17 protein-coding genes are annotated in these 20,215 nt (G+C 67.8%); 5 read left to right on the top strand and 12 right to left on the bottom strand.

The window, feature by feature from the left end; translation table 11 throughout:
• Positions 1–6 precede the first annotated feature (6 nt).
• Positions 7–3,357 (bottom strand): ATP-dependent DNA helicase, encoded by a 3,351-nt coding sequence (locus tag KTR40_RS12385; protein WP_228403931.1) that lies wholly within the window; start codon positions 3,355–3,357, stop codon positions 7–9.
• Positions 3,354–3,770 carry an MGMT family protein gene (locus KTR40_RS12390; RefSeq protein ID WP_228403932.1) on the bottom strand — a complete coding sequence of 139 codons (417 nt, stop codon included), beginning with the start codon at positions 3,768–3,770 and terminating at the stop codon, positions 3,354–3,356. Before KTR40_RS12390 ends, KTR40_RS12385 begins: the two co-directional genes overlap by 4 nt.
• Positions 3,771–3,833: 63 nt before the next feature.
• On the opposite strand from KTR40_RS12390, the gene KTR40_RS12395 reads away from it, so the two are divergent.
• The 4 genes from KTR40_RS12395 to KTR40_RS12410 all read left to right on the top strand — a co-directional run bounded on the left by KTR40_RS12395 (position 3,834) and on the right by KTR40_RS12410 (position 7,317).
• Positions 3,834–4,544, top strand: a complete 711-nt coding sequence (locus KTR40_RS12395) for a 3'-5' exonuclease (protein ID WP_139029753.1) — start codon at positions 3,834–3,836, stop codon at positions 4,542–4,544.
• Between the two features lie 322 nt (positions 4,545–4,866).
• Complete coding sequence (locus tag KTR40_RS12400) at positions 4,867–5,802, top strand: ABC transporter substrate-binding protein (protein WP_139029754.1); 936 nt, start codon at positions 4,867–4,869, stop codon at positions 5,800–5,802.
• Positions 5,803–5,818: 16 nt separating this feature from the next.
• Entirely contained in the window at positions 5,819–6,583 is a 765-nt protein-coding gene (locus KTR40_RS12405; RefSeq protein ID WP_104998485.1) for an amino acid ABC transporter permease, read from the top strand.
• Positions 6,580–7,317 carry an amino acid ABC transporter ATP-binding protein gene (locus KTR40_RS12410; RefSeq protein ID WP_228403933.1) on the top strand — a complete coding sequence of 246 codons (738 nt, stop codon included), beginning with the start codon at positions 6,580–6,582 and terminating at the stop codon, positions 7,315–7,317. Before KTR40_RS12405 ends, KTR40_RS12410 begins: the two co-directional genes overlap by 4 nt.
• Positions 7,318–7,433: 116 nt before the next feature.
• Here the strand turns inward: KTR40_RS12410 and hemL are convergent, their stop codons facing one another.
• The 10 genes from hemL to hemE all read right to left on the bottom strand — a co-directional run bounded on the left by hemL (position 7,434) and on the right by hemE (position 18,593).
• The gene (gene hemL, locus KTR40_RS12415) at positions 7,434–8,765 is read right to left on the bottom strand and encodes a glutamate-1-semialdehyde 2,1-aminomutase (protein ID WP_228403934.1); all 1,332 of its coding nucleotides are present in this window, start codon (positions 8,763–8,765) and stop codon (positions 7,434–7,436) included.
• Between the two features lie 45 nt (positions 8,766–8,810).
• Positions 8,811–9,896 (bottom strand): LLM class flavin-dependent oxidoreductase, encoded by a 1,086-nt coding sequence (locus tag KTR40_RS12420; RefSeq protein WP_139029757.1) that lies wholly within the window; start codon positions 9,894–9,896, stop codon positions 8,811–8,813.
• On the bottom strand, positions 9,893–10,876 hold the full coding sequence (hemB, locus tag KTR40_RS12425; RefSeq protein WP_228403935.1) for a porphobilinogen synthase: 984 nt from the start codon (positions 10,874–10,876) through the stop codon (positions 9,893–9,895). Before hemB ends, KTR40_RS12420 begins: the two co-directional genes overlap by 4 nt.
• A 63-nt stretch (positions 10,877–10,939) precedes the next feature.
• Positions 10,940–11,842, bottom strand: coding sequence for a uroporphyrinogen-III synthase (locus tag KTR40_RS12430; RefSeq protein ID WP_228406134.1), 903 nt, complete (start codon positions 11,840–11,842; stop codon positions 10,940–10,942).
• A gap of 61 nt (positions 11,843–11,903) precedes the next feature.
• Entirely contained in the window at positions 11,904–12,902 is a 999-nt protein-coding gene (hemC, locus tag KTR40_RS12435) for a hydroxymethylbilane synthase (protein WP_139029760.1), read from the bottom strand.
• On the bottom strand, positions 12,899–14,167 hold the full coding sequence (locus tag KTR40_RS12440) for a ferrochelatase (protein ID WP_228403936.1): 1,269 nt from the start codon (positions 14,165–14,167) through the stop codon (positions 12,899–12,901). The genes hemC and KTR40_RS12440 overlap by 4 nt, the downstream gene beginning before the upstream one ends.
• Entirely contained in the window at positions 14,164–14,865 is a 702-nt protein-coding gene (hemQ, locus tag KTR40_RS12445) for a hydrogen peroxide-dependent heme synthase (protein ID WP_139029762.1), read from the bottom strand. Before hemQ ends, KTR40_RS12440 begins: the two co-directional genes overlap by 4 nt.
• A gap of 115 nt (positions 14,866–14,980) precedes the next feature.
• Positions 14,981–15,922 carry a hypothetical protein gene (locus KTR40_RS12450; protein WP_228403937.1) on the bottom strand — a complete coding sequence of 314 codons (942 nt, stop codon included), beginning with the start codon at positions 15,920–15,922 and terminating at the stop codon, positions 14,981–14,983.
• 112 nt (positions 15,923–16,034) lie between these two features.
• Positions 16,035–17,492 carry a protoporphyrinogen oxidase gene (gene hemG, locus KTR40_RS12455; protein WP_139029764.1) on the bottom strand — a complete coding sequence of 486 codons (1,458 nt, stop codon included), beginning with the start codon at positions 17,490–17,492 and terminating at the stop codon, positions 16,035–16,037.
• A gap of 6 nt (positions 17,493–17,498) precedes the next feature.
• Entirely contained in the window at positions 17,499–18,593 is a 1,095-nt protein-coding gene (gene hemE / locus KTR40_RS12460; protein ID WP_228403938.1) for a uroporphyrinogen decarboxylase, read from the bottom strand.
• A gap of 158 nt (positions 18,594–18,751) precedes the next feature.
• On the opposite strand from hemE, the gene KTR40_RS12465 reads away from it, so the two are divergent.
• The gene (locus KTR40_RS12465) at positions 18,752–20,068 is read left to right on the top strand and encodes a glutamyl-tRNA reductase (RefSeq protein WP_139029766.1); all 1,317 of its coding nucleotides are present in this window, start codon (positions 18,752–18,754) and stop codon (positions 20,066–20,068) included.
• The last annotated feature ends 147 nt before the right edge of the window (positions 20,069–20,215 follow it).

A 20,215-nucleotide genomic window follows, 5' to 3' on the forward strand; every position in this document is an offset into this window, starting at 1 on the left:
CCGGCCTCATTCGGTCACTTGCCTTCCGCGCACGCACAGCGGACACACCTCCGGGAGCCTGCAGCCGTGGCCGCCGTGGCTTCCCCTCGAGGGATCGTGCCGTGCTTCGAACGTGCTCCCACCCATAACAGCGGCTGCCTCCTTCACCATGTCCATGGCCCAGTTCTCCTGCGGGTCGATTGCGTCCTGATGCTGGACGGCTGGATTCTTTGCCCCGGTTCCGAGCTGGGCCAGTACAGCACCGCCGGGGAGCGGGGCGGCGGGGCCGTCCGGACGGTCCTGGAAGCCTCCGGCGAGCACCGCTGCCTGGTAGGCGCCAAGCTGGGGATGCCGCGACAGTTCCCCCTTGCCGGGCTGCCGTTTTCCGGTCTTGAGGTCAACAATGACCAGCCTGCCTTCGCTGTCTATCTCAAGCCGGTCCACTTGGCCGCGCAGGACGGCGTCCCGGGCAGGAGCATCATCGACGGGAATCTTTCCGAGTGCTACATCGAAATCCTGTTCCACTCCGAGCAGGCTTCGGCCCTCGCTTCGCATGAGGAGTACATACTGTGCCAGCTTGCGCACCATGGACTCCGCACGCTGGAAGTCCAGCCTGCCCTCCCAGTTGTCCTTCATTCCGAGTGCAGGCCAGCGCCGGACCAGCTCGGCGACGTACTCACTGCCGGACGCGTCCGGCAGCTCCTGGGCAATGGCATGGACAAGGGTGCCAAGGCTGCGGGCAAAGTCTGTGGCGGCCTCACCTCCGGCGGCCTGGACAAACCAGTCGAGCGGGGATTTCTGCACTGTCTCGACTTTTGACGGCGACACGAAGACGGTACCGCCGGGCGGAACCACCGCTGCAGCAGAGGTCAGCGGAAGAAGGCCCCACCAGCTCTGCGGATGCGCGCCGGGCACCGGCGGGTCGGCCTGCGCCAGCCGGGCAAGGACCCTGGCCGCCTCATCCGCCTGGGGAGCGTCCCTGCCGTCCAACTGGGCATGCTGCCGGAGTTCGGCAACAAGGGCCCGCAGCGCCATGGGCCGCTCCACTGCCGTGAACGGACGGCCCTCCTGGCCGGGTGCCAGCGGCGCAACATAGTCCAGGAAAGAGGACGGCTGGTCATCCTCGGAGGAAACAGCCGTGCACACCAGCAGTTCACGTGCGCGGGAGACTGCAGTGGAAAAGCTTCGCAGCTCGTCATACCTGATATCGCGGAGCCGGCTCAGGGGAACACGCTGCAGGGCGTACCCTGCCCCATGTTCCACGGCATCGCTGTAGAGCGTACTTCCCAGCAGCTCGCCGCGGAGCCGGGTATTGGGCCACACACCTTCCTGGAGGCCTGCAACTATCACCACCGGCCATTCCCGTCCGGCCGCACTGGCGGGAGTCAGCAGTTCCACGGCGTCATCCACCTGGGCACGGGCGGCAAGGGTGTCCATGGGAAGCTCCTGGTTCAGGAGGTACTCGAGGAACTGCTCAGGGCCGGCACCGGGCATCTGGTCTACGTAACGCTCCGCGGTGTGGAAGAGCGCCATCATGGCGTCCAGGTCGCGGTCCGCCCGCGCGCCGTGCGGACCCCCGGCAAGCGCGGTTTCCGTCCAGGAACCGGCAAGTCCGGTTGAATCCCAGAGCGCCCAGAGCACTGATTCAGCGTTGGCGCCGGGTTGCGCAGCGGCGTGGCGGCCCGCCTGGATCATGCGTGCAGCCCGCCGCGCGGCACGGCCTTCGATGCCGAGGGTAGCCAGCGCGCCGGGTTCCAGCAACGCTTCGACCAGCAGCGAGTCGCTGGTCCGGCCCCCGCCGCCCAGGATTTCTTCCCTCCGCAGTGACTGCCGAAGCCGGCGGAGCTCAATGGAGGTGGCTCCGCCGATCCGGGAGGTCAGGAGGGATACTGCGGCTTCCGGGGTCAGCAGCATGGGATCAAGTGCAACCGCGAAGGCATCAAGCAGCGGACGGACAGCCACTTCGTCCCGGACGGCGGACTCAGCCACGGGGACCCTCACACTGATCCCCTGGCCCGACAGGTAGCGCTGGAACTCGCTGACCTTGGCGCCGTTGCGCACGATCACCGCGAGCTCGGAAAGGTCGCGTCCATGGTTGACGTGCTGGTCCAGGATGCGCTGGGCTACATAGCGCAATTCATGTACGGCGGACGGGACGAGGTGTGCCTCCACAGCCCCTTGAGGCCTGCGGCCGACGGGTTGCTCAAGCCGCCTGGCCAACTGCCCGCCCGCGCGCTGTGAAATCCGCCCGGCAACTCCGAGCCAGGCTTGGGCCACCGCGGGTGCCTGCCGGTGGGCGTACTGCAGCGGACGCTCCACCACGGGTGCGTCGGGTGACAGCAGCCCGGGCAGTTCAGCCACGAGGTCTGGCCTGGCACCCCGGAAGCCCTGCACCACAGTGTCCGGAGAAAATGCGACATAGCAGTCCTGCCCGCCGGCGATGTCAGCCAGCAGCTCAAAGACTGCGGGGTTGGCTTCCTGGATGTCGTCCACCAGGATCACCTGCAGCCGGTCCCGTTCCGCCGCCAGGAAGCCGGGGGAATCCTGGAAGATCTGCCGTGCTGCCGTGATGATGCCGGCTGGATCAAAGGCCTCGGGCATCCGCAGGTCCAGGACATCCCGGTACTCGGCGTAGAGTGCTGCGGCGGCAATCCAGTCAGGCCTGCGGCACTCGTGGCCGAGCCGCACAAGGTCCCCCGGGGTACGGCCCGACTCGATGATGCGGTCGAACAACTGCCGGACTTCCTGCCGGAAGCCCCGGGTTTCCAGCGCCCCCGCGATATCTTCGGGCCAGGGAAGCTCCAGCCCGGGAAGGCGGTGCCCGTCAAGGAGTTCCTTGATGATGAGGTCCTGCTCCGGGCCTGAGAGCAGCCTGGGGGGCCTGGACAGCGGAAGGATCCCTTCAGCCTTGGCGCGCCGGATCACATCGAAGGCGTAGGAGGCCCAGGTCCGTGCAGGGGTTGTGCTCAGGCTCCTGTCCAGCCGGGCGGTGAAGCGGTCCCGCAAGGCATCGGCGGCAAGGCGGCTGGGCGCCAGGATCAGTACCCGCTCGGGGTCCACGCCGTCCCGGGTGACCCTGCTGACGGCGGCCTCGACAAGGACGGTGGTTTTGCCTGTCCCCGGAGCACCGGGGAGCAGCACGGGCCCTGTTCCTTGGGGGACGTCCACGGCAGCTTGCTGATCAGCTGACAACAGCGGCGCCACGGCATGCACCTGGCGCGGCGGGAGCAGCCGCAGGCCGGTTGCTCCCGGCCCGGCCTGCCGCGGCGTACGTGCCCCTCCGGGGCCGGTGGATCCACCAGGATGAGGGGCCTGGCCATCCGCGGAATCATCCCGGGGTTCGTCGAGCGGGCCGGTGAGGGGCATGGTTACTGTCACAGGGACATTCCATCATCGGCCACTGACAATCTGTGCAGCCGCCGCTCCAGCATCCCGGCAACGGCGTCAATCCTGTCGAACTGGGCCTCGCTTGGCGCCCAGCGGGCGGCCGTAAGATCCACGCGCCAACGCCCCTCGCCGGTCCGCTGGAAGTCAAGGTAGGCACCCAGCAGGGGTGTGCCTTCACCAAGGTAGCGGCGGAGGGCTTCGGCCTCGTGTCCTTCCGGTGCGTGGCCGCTCGCCTTAAGGACCCGCCACCAGGGGACCCCGCTGCCGTAGCTGCTCATGACCGTGCCGACCTGCCTCGGGCCGCCCGAACCCAGCAGTTCGGCGACGTCGCCGTATGCAACGGCGGATCCGGCGGGAACCAGTTCCACAATGGCCAGCACCGCCTCCACATACTCAATCCGCATTGATCCAATCTAGCGGCAGTGGCGTTCCCCGGAATTGTCGGTGGTGCCCTTTAGCGTTGGAGCATGAGCACTTGGAACACCCTCCCCCGCGCGGCCTTCGACCTCGAAACCACAGGGCGCAACTCCCGGGCTGCACGCATCGTCACGGCCTCTGTGACCGTGGTGGACCACAAGGGCGACGTCGTCAGGGAGCACGAGTGGCTGGCGGATCCTGGGGTGGAGATACCCACTGAGGCCAGCGATGTGCATGGCATCACCACTGAACAGGCACAGCGTGATGGCAGGCCTGCCCACGAGGTGACGCGTGAGCTTGCGGCAGTGCTGCAGGGATTGTTCGACGACGGGACTCCAGTCATTGCCTTCAACGCCAGCTACGACTTCACGGTGCTCGCTGCCGAGTCTGCACGGTACGGGGTTCCGCAGCTGACCCGGTTCCCGGTCCTGGACCCGTACATCATGAACAAGCAGGTGGACCGCTACCGCAAGGGCAAACGGACCCTCACGGCGTTGTGCGAGGAGTACGGCGTGGTCCTGGACAACGCCCACACGTCGGCCGCTGATGCCCTCGCCACCTTAAAGGTCCTGGACGCCATGGCCGGCAAGTTCCCTAAACTCAGCATGCCGGCCAGCCAGTTGCACCAGCTCCAGGTTGACTGGGCAGTGAGCCAGGCAGCCGATTTCCAGGGCTACCTCCGCAAGACCAAACCCACCGCCGTCATTGAAGGTGACTGGCCTGTCCTCCCGCCGCAGGATGCCAGCACCGGGGGCTTCTAGCGGGGCGGTTCAGTTTCCCGAGGGAGATGTCGGTCACATCGCTTAATAAGCTGGCTGATTTTCAGCAGCCGTCATTCGGCTCATGGGCTGATCCTTCGTTCAACGGAGCACCTGAGGAACCCTTTCTTCGAATCAGATTCGATTGACGCCCCAATGAGTTCCTTTATATTCAGCGGCGGGCCTGAAAACACCGAAGTGAGACAATAAAGTTTTGCGGTCACCCCTGCCCCGCAGTGCTTGAACAGCATCGGGCAGGTGCCAGGCGCCACCAGCGCAGCCTTGCGGCCCGGTTGACTTATGACTCAATGAAAGCGACAGACTGATGAAAATCAAAGCGATGAAGTGGCTGACAACCGCTCCCGTGGCAATCGCCCTCGCGGTTTCCCTGGCAGCGTGCGGCTCAGGATCAGCCCAGCCGAGCGGCACCCCCACGGACGCCCTCGCCGGCAGCGACCAGCAGACGCTGGACAAGTACACCACCGCAGACGTCACCCCGATTGACCAGATCGACAAGACCAAGCTTGGACTGAACACCGAAGGCAAGCTTGAAGTGGGCACCCTGTCGGACGCCCCGCCGAACATCTTCATCGACCCCTCGGGCAAGTTCACCGGGTACGACAACGAACTGCTCCGCGCCATCGCCGGCAAGCTCGGCCTCGAGGTCGAGTTTGTTGCCACGGACTTCTCCGCCCTGCTTTCCCAGGTTTCCACCAAGCAGTTCGACGTCGGGTCCTCCTCCATCTCCACCACGGACGCCCGCCGCCAGAACGTCGGCTTCACCAACGGCTACGACTTCGGCTTCATGGCCGTGGTTGCCAAGACCGACAGCGGCATCAAGGGGTTTGCCGACCTCAAGGACGATCTCCGCATCGGCGTGGTCCAGGGCACCGTCCAGGACGACTACGTCACCAACACCCTGAAGATGGAACCCATCCGATTCCCGGACTACGCCACCGTTTACGCCAACGTGCGCAACGGCCAGGTTGACGCCTGGGTGGCTCCGTCGCAGCAGGCCACCGGCCAGGTGAAGGAAGGCGACGGCACCGCCATCGTCGAATCCGTCGTCAACACGCAGAACTTCACTGCCTACGCCGTGGCCAAGGATAACCAGCCGCTGATCGACGCGCTGAACTCGGGCCTCGACGCTGTCATCGCCGACGGAACCTGGACCAAGCTGACCAAGGAATGGTACCCGGACCGCGAAATGCCAAGCGACTGGAAGCCGGGCAGCAAGGCCGCCACGGTTCCCCAGAGCTGATTGAGCCGGGACGTTTATGGATCTCCTGGACCAGCTGGCTGACACCTTCTTCAACTGGGAGGAAATGGCCAAAGTCATTCCCGCCCTGTTCATGGTGGGCTTGCCCAACACCCTGATATTGGCCGTGGCCTCCGGGATCCTCGGCTCCCTGCTGGGGCTGGGGCTCGCCATGATGGGGATTTCCCGCAACGCGGGTGCCCGTTGGGTGGCGCGCATCTACACCGATATTTTCCGTGGCCTCCCTGCCATCCTGGTGATCCTGGTCATCGGCATCGGGCTCAGTCCCATTGCCAGGGAAATCACCGGGTCCCGGAACCCGTACCCGCTGGGCATACTGGCCCTGACACTGATCGCGGCCGCCTACATCGGCGAGATTTTCCGCTCCGGTATCCAGAGCGTGGAGAAGGGCCAGCTGGAGGCCTCCCGGGCGCTTGGCTTCAGCTACGGCAGTTCCATGCGCCTGGTGGTGGTGCCCCAGGGCATCCGGCGGGTCCTTCCCGCCCTGGTGAACCAGTTCATCTCGCTGCTGAAGGATTCCTCGCTGGTGTTCATGCTCGGGCTCGCTGCCTCGGACCGGGAAATCTTCCGGATCGGCAATGACGCCATGGCCAACACCGGCAACCTGTCTCCGCTGGTTGCCGCGGGTGTCCTGTACCTGATCCTGACCGTCCCGCTCACCCACTTCGTCAACTTCATCGACCACCGGCTGCGTACCGGCAAGCCGGAAAAGAAGGAACCGGACGAGCTGGCAGCACCTATCGGCAAGGGGGCACAGGCATGACGGAATTCGCATCCGGGACCCTGACCGGCAAGAACCTGCACCTCTCCTTCGGGCACAACCACGTTCTCCGCGGCATTGACCTGCACGTGGAGAAGGGCACCACCGCTTCGGTGATCGGCCCTTCGGGTTCAGGTAAGTCCACCCTGCTGCGCGTTATGAACCGGCTGATTGAACCGGACCAGGGCGACATCCTCCTGGATGGCCGATCGGTCCTTAAGGACAACCCGGACGAGCTCCGGCAGCGGATCGGCATGGTATTCCAGCAGTTCAACCTGTTCCCGCACAAAACCGTGGTGGACAACGTGTCCCTGGCCCTGCGGAAACTGCGGAAGCTTTCCAAGGAGCAGGCGCGGGCCGAGGCCCTGGAGCAGCTGGAACTGGTGGGCCTGAAGCACAAGGCCGATGCCCGCCCGGCAAACCTTTCCGGCGGCCAGCAGCAGCGCGTGGCAATCGCCCGGGCACTGGCCATGAAGCCGGAGGTGATGTTCTTTGACGAGGCCACCTCCGCGCTGGACCCCGAGCTCGTCAAGGGAGTCCTGGCACTGATGACCGACCTCGCGAAGGGCGGCATGACCATGGTGGTGGTGACCCACGAGATGGGCTTCTCCCGCAATGTGTCGGACACCGTGACCTTCATGGATGCCGGAGTGGTTGTGGAGTCCGGCCCGCCGGAGCAGATCTTCACCGCACCCGCAACGGACCGGCTCAAGGGCTTCCTCTCGGACGTCCTGTAGCCCGTCCCGAAGAGCGCATAAAGAAATCCCCGGCTGCAGCACGCAGCCGGGGATTTTTTTGCGGGGTGCCGCCTCGCGGCGGCTGGGGCGGACGACCCCGGGACCCGCCCCAGGCCCTAGCCTTGGGCCGCCGCGGCAGCCCTAGCCGCGGCCGGCAGTGCGTCATAGATCCGGTTCATGGCGGTGTCGTCATGCGCGGCGGACAGGAACCACGCCTCAAAGACGGACGGCGGCAGGTACACCCCGGATTCCAGCATCGAGTGGAAGAACGGGGCGTAGCGGAAGCTCTCCTGCGCCTGGGCGTCAGCGTAATTGTGGACGCCGTTGGCGGAAGTGCCGAAAGCCACGGAGAAGAGGTTGCCGGCAAACTGGATCGAGTGGTCAACCCCGGCGGCATCCAGGGCCCCGGACAAGGCGGAGGACAACTCCAGGGAGCGGACGTCGATAAAGGAGTACACATCCCGGGTGGCATGCGTCAGCGTGGCCACGCCGGCGGCCATCGCCACTGGGTTTCCGGACAGCGTGCCTGCCTGGTAGACGGGACCGGTGGGCGCGAGGTAGTCCATAACGTCGGCACGTCCGCCGAGGGCCGCCGTCGGCATTCCCCCACCGATGACCTTGCCGAAGGTGAGCAGGTCCGGGGTCCACGGCTCGGCGGCGTCCGGCGCTCCGCCGGTCAGGCCCCAGTAGCCTGAGTAGCCGGTGCGGAAACCGGTGAGCACCTCGTCCACGATGAGCAGTGCACCGTGTTCGCGGGTGATGCGGGACAGGCCCAGGTTGAAGCCTTCCTCCGGCGTCACCACGCCCATGTTGGCCGGGGCTGCCTCGGTGATCACAGCAGCGATGCTGGGCCCGTGGGCGGCAAAGGCTTCCTTGACGGCTGCGAGGTCGTTGTAGGGCAGCACCAGCGTTTCGGCGGCCGTGGCCTCGGTGACGCCGGCGGAACCCGGCAGGGCGAGGGTGGCCACGCCGGAACCTGCGGCTGCAAGAAGTCCGTCCAGGTGGCCGTGGTAGCAGCCGGCGAACTTGATGATGAGGTTGCGGCCGGTGAAGCCGCGGGCCAGGCGCACGGCGGTCATGGTCGCTTCTGTTCCGGTGGACACCATCCGGACGCGTTCGACGGCGGGGACGCGTTCCTTGACGATTTCAGCGAGGTTGGCCTCGTCCGGGGTGGACGCGCCGAAGGACAGGCCGCGGTCCACGGCTGCGTGGACGGCCTCCAGCACGGCGGGGTGGGCGTGGCCCAGCAGCGCCGGCCCCCAGGAGCAGACCAGGTCCACGTATTCCTTGCCGTCGGCGTCCGTGAGGTACGGACCCTTGGCCGAAACCATAAAGCGCGGTGTCCCGCCCACGGAACCGAAGGCACGGACCGGCGAGTTGACCCCGCCCGGCATCAGCTGGCGGGCACGGTCGAAGAGTTCCTCATTGCGAGGGGTGCTGGATGTCATGGTTCCTATTCTCTCAGTTAGCCGACGCTGTCTTCCGCCGGCGCGTCAGGTGCCGAGCAGTTCAGCCACCCGGGGCGCCACCGCCGTGCCCAGCAGCTCGATGGAGCGCATCATCGCCGAGTGCGGCAGCGGCCCGTTACTGTATTTGAGGTCAAAGCGGTCCACACCCAGGTTCTGCTTGAGCAGGACGATCTTGCGCGCCACCGTTTCCGGCGAGCCCACGTAGAGGGCACCTTCCGGGGCGCACAGTGCCTCGAACTCGCCCCGGCCGGCAGGTCCCCAGCCCCGTTCGGCACCGAGTTTGTTCCGCAGCTTCAGCCAGTGCGGAAAGAGTTCCTCCCGGGCCTGCTCGTCGGTCTCGGCCACGTGCCCGGGCGAGTGGGTTGCAATCTGCTGCATCGGGTGCCCGTACTTTGACATGGCCTCGCGGTACAGGTCCACCAGCGGCCGGAAGCCCCGCGGCTGCCCGCCGATGATCGCGAAAATGATGGGATAGCCGTACTGGGCGCACCTCAGCACCGATTCGGGCGTTCCGCCCACGCCAATCCAGGTGGGCAGCAGGTGGTGTTCCAGGGTCGGGTAGACGCTCAGTCCCGACAGCGCAGGCCTGGTCCGGCCTTCCCAGTGCACCGGTTTCTGCGCCCGCACCTTGTCAAAAAGCTCGAGTTTTTCCTCGAACAGGACCTCGTAGTCCGCCAGGTCCAGCCCGAACAGCGGGAAGGACTCGATGAAGGAGCCACGGCCAAGCATGACTTCCGCCCGGCCGTTGGAGATGGCGTCGACGGTGGAAAAGCGCTGGAACACGCGGATGGGGTCATCTGAACTCAGGACAGTGACCGCGGAGCCGAGCCGGATCTGGGATGTGCGGGCGGCTGCGGCGGCCAGGAAAACCTCCGGCGCGGACACCGCGTAGTCCTTGCGGTGGTGCTCCCCCACACCGAAGGCGTGGAGTCCGACGGCGTCAGCCAGCTCGGCCTGTTCCAGCAGCTGGCGCAGCACCTGGGCATGGGGCTGCGGGCTCCCGTCCGGATTCTCGCCGACGTCTCCGAAGGTGTTGAGGCCGAGCAGGATGCGGCCTGCACCCACGGGCGCCGTGGGACTTTCCGGCGGTGCAGGGGTTGCTTCGGTCATCGGGACTCCTTCAGCCAGCCGGCCAGTTCGGCGGCCCAGTAGGTCAGGACCATGTGGGCACCGGCGCGGCGGATGCCCAGCACCGATTCGGTGATGGCGGCCCGCCGGTCGATCCAGCCGTTGGCAGCCGCGGCTTCGATCATCGCGTACTCGCCGGAGATCTGGTAAGCGGCCACCGGCACCGAGGACATGGCGGCGACGTCGGCGACGATGTCCAGGTAGCTCATTGCAGGCTTCACCATCACGACGTCGGCCCCCTCGGCGAGGTCCAGTTCCACTTCGCGCAGGGCCTCGGTGCGGTTGCCGGCATCCATCTGGTAGGTCCGCCGGTCGCCCTTCAGCTGGGAATCAACGGCTTCACGGAACGGGCCGTAGAACGCTGAAGCGTACTTGGCTGCGTAGGCGATGACGGAGGTGTTGGTGTGCCCGGCTTCGTCAAGGGCGGAGCGGATCGCGGCAACCTGGCCGTCCATCATGCCGGAGGGGCCCAGCATGTGGGCACCGGCGTCCGCCTGGGCCACGGCCATCCGGGCGTAGATCTCCACCGTGCGGTCGTTGTCCACGTAGCCGTCGGCGTCGAGCACTCCGCAGTGCCCGTGGTCTGTGAACTCGTCCAGGCACACGTCGCTCATGACCACCAGGCTGTCGCCGACCTCTGCGCGCACGTCCCGGATGGCCTTGTTCAGCACCCCGTCCGGGTCAAGCGACGCCGTCCCCTCGGCGTCGCGGGTTTCCGGGATGCCGAAGAGCATGATCCCGCCAAGCCCCAGCTCAACGGCCTCTGCCGCGGCGCGTTTCAGGGTGTCGGTGGTGTGCTGGACAACTCCGGGCATGGAGGTGATGGGGTTGGGTTCGGCCAGGCCTTCGCGGATGAAGGCCGGAAGAATCAACTCGGCGGGCGCCAGGCGGGTTTCGGCGGTCAGCCGGCGCATGGCCGGTGTGGTGCGGAGGCGGCGGGGGCGGTCGCTGGGAAAAGTCATGATCCTGTCCTTTGCTTTTGGTTCAAGCGGTGGGTGGGTGTCCGGTGGCGGGCTTCCCCCGCATCAGGGCGGCTGTCCGCCGGCGTCTTTATTTGCTTGGAGGGCTGCCGCGACGGCGGCAACAAGCCCTGCCGGCGTGGGCTGCGCCGCGATGGCAGCAACCGGCATGCCAAGCGCGGACGCCTGGTCCGCCGTCGGCCGTCCAATCGCCACGAAGCGGCAACCGCCCAGGGGAACCAACCCATGGAGGCGCCGAGCAGCGCTGGGTGAAGCGGCGATCACGGCGTCGATGCGTCCCGCGGCGAGTTCGGCGGCCGCAGTTGCCGGCGTCAGCAAGGCGAACGACGGCGGCTGCCCCTCCCCTGCCCTGTCCTCCGCCGGGATGGCGAGCCTCCGCTCCGCTGCCGCGGGATAGTCCACGGTGCGGTAGGCCGTGACAGCCGTGACGGTGCTGCCTGCCGCTGAGAGCCCCTCCGCCAGGCGCGGCGACGCGATGTCGGCCTGAGGCAGCAGGACCTTGCCGCCACCGCCTGGCCACACCGAGAGCAGCCCGGCGGCGGACTGCTCTTCCTCCGGCGCCAGGGCCACCGCGAGCCCGTGCTCTTCCAGGAGGCTGCGGGTCGCCGCGCCCACGGCTGCGATGCGGGTTGCGGGCGGGACCCAGGCCGCCAGCGCCAGGCCGCGTTCGCCGGCTTTGGCCGCGAGCACATGGACCGTGGTGGCGCTGCTGACCGCCAGCCAGTCGAAGGCCCCGGCAGCCAGGGCATCGCAGGCAACGTCAAGGGAATGCTGGTCCGGAGCCCGCTCAAAGTCGATCAAGGGCAGCAGCAGCGCGTCGGCTCCCGCGTCCCTCAGCGCCTCGACGAGAGGCAGCGAGCGCTCGGGGCTGCGGGTGATGAGCACCCGTGCGCCCGCCAGCGGCGCCGTGGGCGTCCCGGCGCCCTCCTGCGGAGCCCTGGCCGGCATGATCAGCTGCGCCCCGGCCGTGAACACCGGGCGCAGACGGTAGGCAAGGGCATGGCCGGGTTCAGGAAGCCTGCAGGTCCGCTATGTCAGCGGCGCCTGCGGCCAGGAGTACTTCGGCGAGTTCGATGCCGAGCAAGGTGGCACCCACCTCTGTCAGGCCGTCGGTGGCGCGCTTGTCCCGGACGGAGGCGGTGCCGTCCACAGCGCAGACCACCGCTTCCAGGTGGAGCAGGCTCCCTTTGCGGTAGGCGTAGGCGCCGACGGGCGCCGCGCAGCCGGCTTCGAGCCTCGCGAGCAGGGCCCGTTCAGCGGTGACGGCCAGCCTGGTGTCCGGATCATCCAGTGCAGCCAGGGCCTGCGCCAGGACTTCCTTCGAACCTTCCGTAGAGCCGGGCCTCGGCGGAGCGTCGGCGGTACGGCACTCGATGGCAAGCGAGCCCTGGCCTGCGGCGGGCAGCATAACGTCCGTCTCGAGGAACTCGCTCACCGTATCAAGCCGGCTGATGCGTTCCAGGCCTGCGGCGGCGAGAACCACGGCATCCAGGTCGCAGGACTTGCCGGGAACCACGTCGCTGACGGTGTTGCCCGGCAACCCGGGAACGCGGCCCAGGCGGGTGTCCACGTTGCCGCGGATGTCCACGATCTCCAGGTCCGGACGGGCGGTGCGGAGCTGGGCTGCGCGCCGGGGTGATCCGGTGCCCACCGTGGCGCCGGCGGGAAGGTCGGCAAGTTTCAGCCCGTCGCGGGCACACAGGACATCGCGGACGTCAACGCGCCGCGGGGTGGCCGCGAGGCTCAGCCCCACCGCTGGCCCGGTGGGCAGGTCCTTGAGCGAGTGGATGGCGACGTCGCATTCGTTCCGCAGCAGCGCATCCCGCAGGGCCGCGACGAAGACGCCGGTGCCACCCATCTGCGAGAGCGAGCCGGTGAGGACGTCGCCGTCGGTCCGGATGTGGACGAGTTCCACCGGAAAGCCTCCGACGGCGGCAAGCTGGTCCGCGGTCTGCTGCGTCTGGGTGAGCGCCAGCTTGCTGGCACGCGTGCCGATGCGGACCGTCACTGCTGCGGCGCTCCCCCGGAAGCCGCCGGCTGCTCCGCCCCGGCTTCGCCGGGATAGGGGTCGTGCCCGGTGCCAACGGTGGTGTCAGCTCCGGCGATGGTGGGCTTCTCGCCGCGGAAGTTCGCACAGCATCCCGGGCGGCAGACGTCGTACCAGGGACCGAGGTCCGTAAGCGCCGGACGGTCGCTGATGTTGTTCGCCACGGTGCGCTCGGTGATCAGGTCCACCAGGCCGTTGACGAACTTGCGGTGCGTGCCGGGCGTGGGGACGCGGGTGGCGGCAAGTCCAAGGTTGGCGCAGGTTTCCAGCGCTTCGGTGTCCAGGTCCCAGACCACTTCCATGTGGTCGCTGACGAAGCCCAGCGGCACAATGACGATGCCCTTGACGCCCTGGCCGGCCAGCTCCTCGATGGCGTCGTTGATGTCCGGCTCGAGCCACGCCACGTGCGGGGCGCCGGAGCGTGACTGGTACACCAGGGACCAGGGGGCGGTGAGGCCCGATTCCTCCTCCACGCGCTGGATGACGGCGGCCGCGGTGGCAAGGTGCTGGGCCACGTAGGCCGAGCCTTCCTCGAACTCGCGGGGTTCGCCTTCGGACCGGCCTGCCGCTTCCGCGTCCCGGGTGGGGATGGAATGGGTGGCGAAGAGGATCTGGACGGGAGCGTCGGGAGTGCCGGCTGCGGCGAGCTTTTCGCGGACTTCGGCGAGGCCTGCAGCGGTGCCTTCGATGAAGGGCTCCACGAAGCCGGGGTGGTCGAAGTACTGGCGCACTTTGTCCACTTCCAGCCGGCCGTCCAGGCCGGTTTCCGTGAGGGCCATGCCGATGTCCTCGCGGTACTGGCGGCAGCTGGAGTAACAGGAGTAGGCACTCGTGGTGACCATCAGCAGGCGGCGGTGGCCGGCGTCGTACGCGTCCTGAAGGGTCTGCGGGATGTACGGCGCCCAGTTGCGGTTGCCCCAGAGCACGGGCAGGTCGATGCCGCGGGCGGCCAGCTCGGCCTCCAGTGCGGCCTTCAGCTCGCGGTTCTGCTGGTTGATGGGGCTGATGCCGCCGTTGGCGCGGTAATGGTGCGAGACCTCTTCCAGGCGCTCGTCCGGGATGCCCCGGCCGCGGGTGACGTTGCGGAGGAACGGGATGACGTCCTCCTGGCCTTCCGGGCCGCCGAACGAGGCGAGGAGCACGGCGTCGTAATTCTTCGGCGCCATCCGTCCTGCCTCGGTAACGGGGTTCACGGCGGTGCCCGCCTGGGGGTCCAGGGGGCTCATGCGAGGACCTCCGCTACTTCGTCGGCGCTGATCCGGCGGCCGGTGTAGAACGGTATTTCCTCACGGACGTGGTTGCGCGCCTCGGTGGCACGCAGGTGCCGCATGAGGTCAACCAGGTCCACCAGCTCCGGGGCCTCCAGGCCCAGGATCCATTCCCAGTCGCCCAGGGCGAAGGAGGAAACCGTGTTGGAGATGACCTGGGGGAAGTCGCGGCCCAGCAGTCCATGGTCGCGGAGCATCTTGCCGCGCTCAGCCTCGGGGAGGATGTACCACTCGTAGGACCGGACGAAGGGGTAGACGCACAGCCACTCCGCGGGCGCAACGCCACGGGAGTACGCCGGCGTGTGGTTCTTCGCGAACTCGGCCTCGCGGTGCACGCCCATGGCGGACCAGACGATTTCCGTGCCCGCGAAAAGGGTGCTGCGGCGGATGTCGCGGATGGCCTGCTGCAGGGCCTCGGGCTTGGGGCCGTGGAGCCACACCATGACGTCGGCGTCAGCACGCATGGCTGATACGTCGTAGCTGCCGCGGTGCGTGACCCCGGCCTGGGCGAGCCGTTCCAGCAGGGCTTCGAAGTCTGCGGCAGCGTCGGCGCTGCGGATCACGTTTTCGGAGCGCTTGAATACCGTCCAGAGGGTGAAAAACTGCTCGGCTGATTCTTCGGTTTTAGTGACAGATTCGGCAGAAGTGTGGCTCATGGTTACAAGTTTGCCCCCTACTACCCACCAAGTCGAAACCAAGAACTTCTACAAGCGGTAGAAGTGGTTAAAGTCACATCCCAGCCAAGGCAGCGTGCGGCGGGCGCCGGTCCGGCTATGGCTTCCGCATCCGGAAGTAGGCGGCGCCGGCAGCAGCAGCGAGGCCCACCAGGCCCACACCGAGCCCGATCATCACGGCCTCCAGCTCCGGCTGCGACCTGACAACGGCGCCAACGCTTTGCGGGGCACTCCGGGGGACGCCGGCAGCCTGCGGCGCGCGGCCTCCGGCTTCCTGCGGTGTGGCCGCAGCCTGGTTTGCGGCCACAGGTACAGGCACTTCGGCGCCGGCCGCGGATTGGCTGCCGGGCCCGGCCTCCGCGGCCCCGCCTTGGCCAGCCGGAATGTCGCCCCCGGACGTATTTCCACCGGCTGCCCCAGCGCCATTCGCAAGTCCGCCGGGGCCCGACGTCGGCACCGGTACTGCGCCGGATGGTGCGTCCTGGGCGGCGGTTTCCGGGGTGGGGGCGGCAGGAGCCGCAATGCCGGGCTGTTGCGGGGCCGGTGACTCCGGCGACGGCACGGCTGGCACCGGAACGCTTACTGCCGGAGCGGGTGCCGAAGGAAGAAGCGGAACGTCCGACGGCGCCGGGAGGGGTATCGCCGGCAGGGGCGTCGCAAGTGCCAGCGAGTCATCCGTGGGAGCCGCGGTCACGGCCGGCGCCAGCGAAGCCCTGACTGCGGGAAGAAGCGCTGAGGGAACTGACAGGGCCGCCGGGGCGGGCGCCTGGCGTGGAACAGGAGAAGGGGAAACCGCATCCTTGGAAGGCCTGGAACCCTGGTCCTTTGCTTCCTTGCCATCCCGGTCCTGGCCGGGGGAACCCTGGCTCGCGGGGGCGGCAGTGCCTCCGGATTGCGGATTCCCTTCATCACCTTGGGACGCCGGAACGCCTGTTGCAAGGACCAGTACCGCTCCGACTGCGGCGGCTGCAGTGCCGCGCCGGAGTCCCCCATGGATACCGGTCCGGGACTTGAAAAGTTCGGACCTGTTGTAAGCCATAGTCATCGACCCTAGCCACATCGGAAGGGGAAATAAAAACCGGCGCAGCGCCCGGTCTCCGGGCCTGGGCGGGGCCCTAACGCCCTGCTGCCACGCTGACCAGCAGCAACAGTCAGCGGACCAGGTTCCGGATCTGTTCGTTCGTGTCGGAGACCACTGCTGCAAGCCCGTTGCCGGCCACCCAGCCTCCCACCACGGCCAGGTTCCCCGCCGACGTGCAGGCTTCCCGGATGCCGGCCACCCGCGCTTTATGGCCCACGGCGGCGAAGGGAAGCGACCCGCGCCAGCGGACCACGTCCCAGTCCACCACGTCTTCCCTGGTGATGGCGGCACCCAGCAGGGCTCCGGCGTCGCGCAAGGACGCAGCGAGGAGTTCCTCATCAGTGTCCGGGCCAGCGGCCTGTTCCCCGGCCCCGTCCACCCGCCCGTAGGAGAGCCGGACCACGTGCCGTCCGGGCCCGGCAGCGGCAGCCAGCCAGTCCCACTTTCCGGTGGCATGCGTCAGCGCCTTCGCTTCAATGCCGGGAGTCTGCGGCGCCACCAGGACGCCCGTGCCCCGCGGCCGGCGGTCCAGTTCATGGCCCGCCAGGACCAGCGTGACAAGCTTGACGTCCGGGCCTGCCGGCGGCCTCTTCCCGGCGATGCCGGGCACTGCGTCCTCAAGCAGTCCGACGGCGGCCGGACCGTCCACTGCCACCACCAGCAGGCCGGCGTCGAACGTTGCTCCTGCGGACGTGACCCGCCAGCCTTCGGAGGTGCGGGCAACCGCCCCGGCGGGTGTCCCCGGGAGCAGCGTGACTCCCCGGCGGCGGAGATCGGAGACCAGGGCGGTAACAAGCGTGTGCATGCCGCCCTCCAGCCCGGCGACGGCGGAGCCCGCCTTGGCCGGAGCGGCAGGTGCGGGGCTGTCCCCCTCGAGGGCAGCACCGGCCGGCGTGCGGCGCTGGGCGGAGACGGCGGCGGCCAGGGATCCGTGGCGCCGCAGCCCGGCGCGCAGCCCGGGTGCCACCATGTCGACGTCGAGCATCCCGGGGTCAGCGGAGTGCACGCCGCCCACCACCGGGGCCACCAGCCGTTCCAGGACCCGGGCGCCCATGCGCGCCTTGACCAGTGCGGAGACGCTGATAACGTCCGCCGCGGTCCCTAGCGAAGCCGGGAGGAGCTTATCCAAGGAAGCCCGGAGGGTGCCGATGAGGCCGAGTGAACGGCGGACTTCCGGGTCCCACGGATTGGCCGGAATCCCCAGCACACCCGTCCGTGGCAGCTCACGCGGGCCGTCCGGCAGCTGGACCCAGGCTCCGCCGGGGCGGGGCGACACGATCTTGGCGGACAGGCCCAGCTCGGCGGCCAGCCCTGCCACCGCGTCCGACCGGGTGGCGAAAGACTCGGCACCGCTGTCCAGGGTCAGGCCGGCGACCACGTGGCTGCCCACGCAGCCGCCCCATTCCGTACCGGCTTCCAGGAGCGTCACTTGGTACCCGGCGGACGCCAGCCCGCGGGCTGACAGGAGTCCCGAGATGCCGCCTCCCAGCACCAGTGCGGTCCCGGTTGTCGCCGGCGTGCTGCCCACTTTGGCCTACTCCGGGGAGATGGAGTGGATGAGTTCAACAACCCGGGTGAGGACCGCGGGATCCGTCTCCGGCGGAACGCCGTGCCCCAGGTTGACCACGTGCCCGGGCGCAGCTGCGCCCGCCGCTAGGACGTCGCGGACGTGGGCCTCGAGGATTTCCCATGGCGCAGGCAGCAGGGCGGGGTCGATGTTTCCCTGCAGCGGCACCGTGCCGCCCAGCCTGCGGTTCGCTTCATCGAGCGGAAGCCGGTAGTCCACGCCCACAACATCCACACCGACGTCGCGCATTGCAACCAAGAGCTCGGACGTTCCGGTGCCGAAGTGGATCAGCGGCGCTCCGAGGTGCCGGACGTGGTCCAGGGCGCGCGCCGAGGCCGGTGCCACGTACTTTGTGTAGTCGGCCAGGCCCAGGGAGCCGGCCCACGAGTCGAACAGCTGGGCCGCCGAGGCGCCGGCCTCGAGCTGTGCCTGCAGGAACATCCCGGAGGCGTCCGCGGCCCAGTTGGCCAGTGCGTTCCAGGTTTCCGGGTCGGCATGCATCATGGTGCGCGGGCCCAGGTGGTCACGGGACGGCTTTCCCTCCACCATGTATGCCGCCAGGGTGAAAGGAGCACCGGCAAAGCCGATCAACGGCGTCTTGCCGAGCTCGGCCACGGTAAGGCGGACCGCTTCCCGGATGGGTTCCAAGGATTCCCAGGTGAGCTGCGGCAGCGCTGCCACGTCCGCAGCAGTGCGAACCGGGGTGTCCAGGACGGGCCCTACACCGGGAACGATATCCACGCCGACGCCGGCGAGCTTCAGGGGAATGACGATGTCCGAAAAGAAGATGCCGGCGTCAACGTCGTGGCGGCGGACAGGCTGCAGGGTGATCTCCGACGCCAGCTCCGGACGCAGGCAGGAGTCCAGCATTGCGACGCCTTCGCGGACCTTCAGGTATTCCGGCAGCGAACGTCCGGCCTGGCGCATGAACCAGACGGGGCGGCGTGACGGCTTGCCCCCGCGGTAGGCGGTGATCAGCGGTGAGTCTGCGGTGCGGCCATCCACCAGCGGGTGGTCTGCGGCGAGGGCGCCTGCAGCGGACGTGGCGGGGCTGGAAGTCATGCCTTTGATTGTGCCCAAAAACGGCTGCAAAAGATAACGACAAAGTGTCATGCTGCAGCGCTGCCGCCGCGCCGTGGCAGGAATCACAGCCGGCGCCACCGCCTGGCAGGCCGGAGAGTTGTTCTACCAAGTAACGAAAAAGCTATGATTGTCCTGCTGTGGTTCTTTTTTCATTGGTGGCTACTCACGCCGACATCGATCTTGAGACCGTTGCTCAGTTGAGCAACGGTTCTTCCGGGATCGCCACATCCGCCCTCTCCGGATCGCCGGCAGTGACGGGTGCGGTGGTCCTTGCCACCTGCAACCGCTACGAAATCTACGGTGAAGCCGCCCGTCCGGACGATGTGGAGGCCGCCCGCGCTGCCTTGGTGGCCCAGATCAGCGAATCCAGCGGGCTCAGTGAACCGCTCGTCTCACGCTCCTTCAGCACCCGCACGGGTCCTGAGGTCAGCCAGCACCTCTTTGCCGTCAGCGCCGGCCTGGACTCCGCAGTAGTCGGAGAGCGTGAAATTGCCGGCCAGGTACGGCGGGCACTTATTACGGCCCAGCACGAAGGCACGGCCAGCTCCGGCCTGGTCCGGCTTTTCCAGGCGGCATCCAAGACCGCCAAAGACGTGGGCGCCCAGACCGCCCTCGGTTCCCGGGGCCTTTCCATCGTTTCCGTCGCCCTGGACCTGGCAACTGATCTTTCCGAAAATCCGGACTGGTCCGGCAAGAAGGTTGTGGTTTTCGGCACCGGGGCCTACGCCGGGGCCACCATGGCGCTCCTGCGTGAACGCGGCTGCACCGACATCGCGGTTTTCTCCTCGTCCGGCCGTGCCGAAGGATTTGTCGCCACCCGCGGCGGCACGGCGCTGGACGCCGAGTCACTCCGGCCGGCGGTTGCGGCAGCGGATGTCATGATCGGCTGCAGCGGTTCAGATACCCGGGTGGAGGCCGACGAACTGGCCGAAGTCCGGGCCAACTCGCCGCAGCCCCTGATCGCCATCGACCTTGCGCTCACCCATGACTTCGATCCCGCGGTCGGCGAGCTCGACGGCGTGGAACTGCTCACTCTGGAATCGGTGCGCCTTGCCGCCCCGCAGGAGCAGGCCGAGTCGCTGGCGCAGGCCAGCGGCATCGTCAACGGCGCCGCCCAGGCGTTCGAGCAGGAACGCGAGGTGCGGTCCGTGGATTCGGCCATCGTTGCCCTCCGCCGCCACACCATGAGCGTGCTTGACGCGGAGATGGAAAAGGTCCGGGCCCGGCACGGCTGCACCGCCGCGGCCGAGGAAGTGGAGTTCGCACTCCGCCGCATGGTCAAGCAGCTTCTCCACGTGCCCACGGTGCGCGCCCGCGAGCTTGCCGCCAATGGCCAGCAGGATGACTACGTGGCTGCCTTGGAAGCGCTTTACGGCATCACCGTGGAACAGCCGGCAGCTGCGGCCCCGCAGGCTGAATGCCCGGTGGACCACCGCGGCCTCGAAACCGCCTGACCGCACCCACCCCCACGCGACCCTCTCTCACTTAATGCACGCTTTCTGGCGACCCTCTCTCGCTTAATGCGCGCTTTCTGGCGACCCTCTCTCACTCGTTTGAGGAAAGTGAGAGAGCGTCGATCAAAACGGCACGTTGAGTGAGAG

It is taken from the genome of Pseudarthrobacter sp. L1SW, assembly GCF_020809045.1.
Lineage (GTDB): Bacteria > Actinomycetota > Actinomycetes > Actinomycetales > Micrococcaceae > Arthrobacter.

Coding starts and splice junctions, on each gene's coding strand:
- KTR40_RS12390 (WP_228403932.1), bottom strand. CDS start 3,770: ATGCGGATTGAGTATGTGGAGGCGGTGCTGGCCATTGTGGAACTGGTT.
- hemQ (WP_139029762.1), bottom strand. CDS start 14,865: ATGAGCCACACTTCTGCCGAATCTGTCACTAAAACCGAAGAATCAGCC.
- KTR40_RS12400 (WP_139029754.1), top strand. CDS start 4,867: ATGAAAATCAAAGCGATGAAGTGGCTGACAACCGCTCCCGTGGCAATC.
- KTR40_RS12405 (WP_104998485.1), top strand. CDS start 5,819: ATGGATCTCCTGGACCAGCTGGCTGACACCTTCTTCAACTGGGAGGAA.
- KTR40_RS12420 (WP_139029757.1), bottom strand. CDS start 9,896: ATGACCGAAGCAACCCCTGCACCGCCGGAAAGTCCCACGGCGCCCGTG.
- KTR40_RS12410 (WP_228403933.1), top strand. CDS start 6,580: ATGACGGAATTCGCATCCGGGACCCTGACCGGCAAGAACCTGCACCTC.
- KTR40_RS12395 (WP_139029753.1), top strand. CDS start 3,834: ATGAGCACTTGGAACACCCTCCCCCGCGCGGCCTTCGACCTCGAAACC.
- hemE (WP_228403938.1), bottom strand. CDS start 18,593: ATGACTTCCAGCCCCGCCACGTCCGCTGCAGGCGCCCTCGCCGCAGAC.
- KTR40_RS12430 (WP_228406134.1), bottom strand. CDS start 11,842: ATGCCGGCCAGGGCTCCGCAGGAGGGCGCCGGGACGCCCACGGCGCCG.
- hemL (WP_228403934.1), bottom strand. CDS start 8,765: ATGACATCCAGCACCCCTCGCAATGAGGAACTCTTCGACCGTGCCCGC.
- KTR40_RS12440 (WP_228403936.1), bottom strand. CDS start 14,167: ATGAGCCCCCTGGACCCCCAGGCGGGCACCGCCGTGAACCCCGTTACC.
- hemB (WP_228403935.1), bottom strand. CDS start 10,876: ATGACTTTTCCCAGCGACCGCCCCCGCCGCCTCCGCACCACACCGGCC.
- KTR40_RS12450 (WP_228403937.1), bottom strand. CDS start 15,922: ATGGCTTACAACAGGTCCGAACTTTTCAAGTCCCGGACCGGTATCCAT.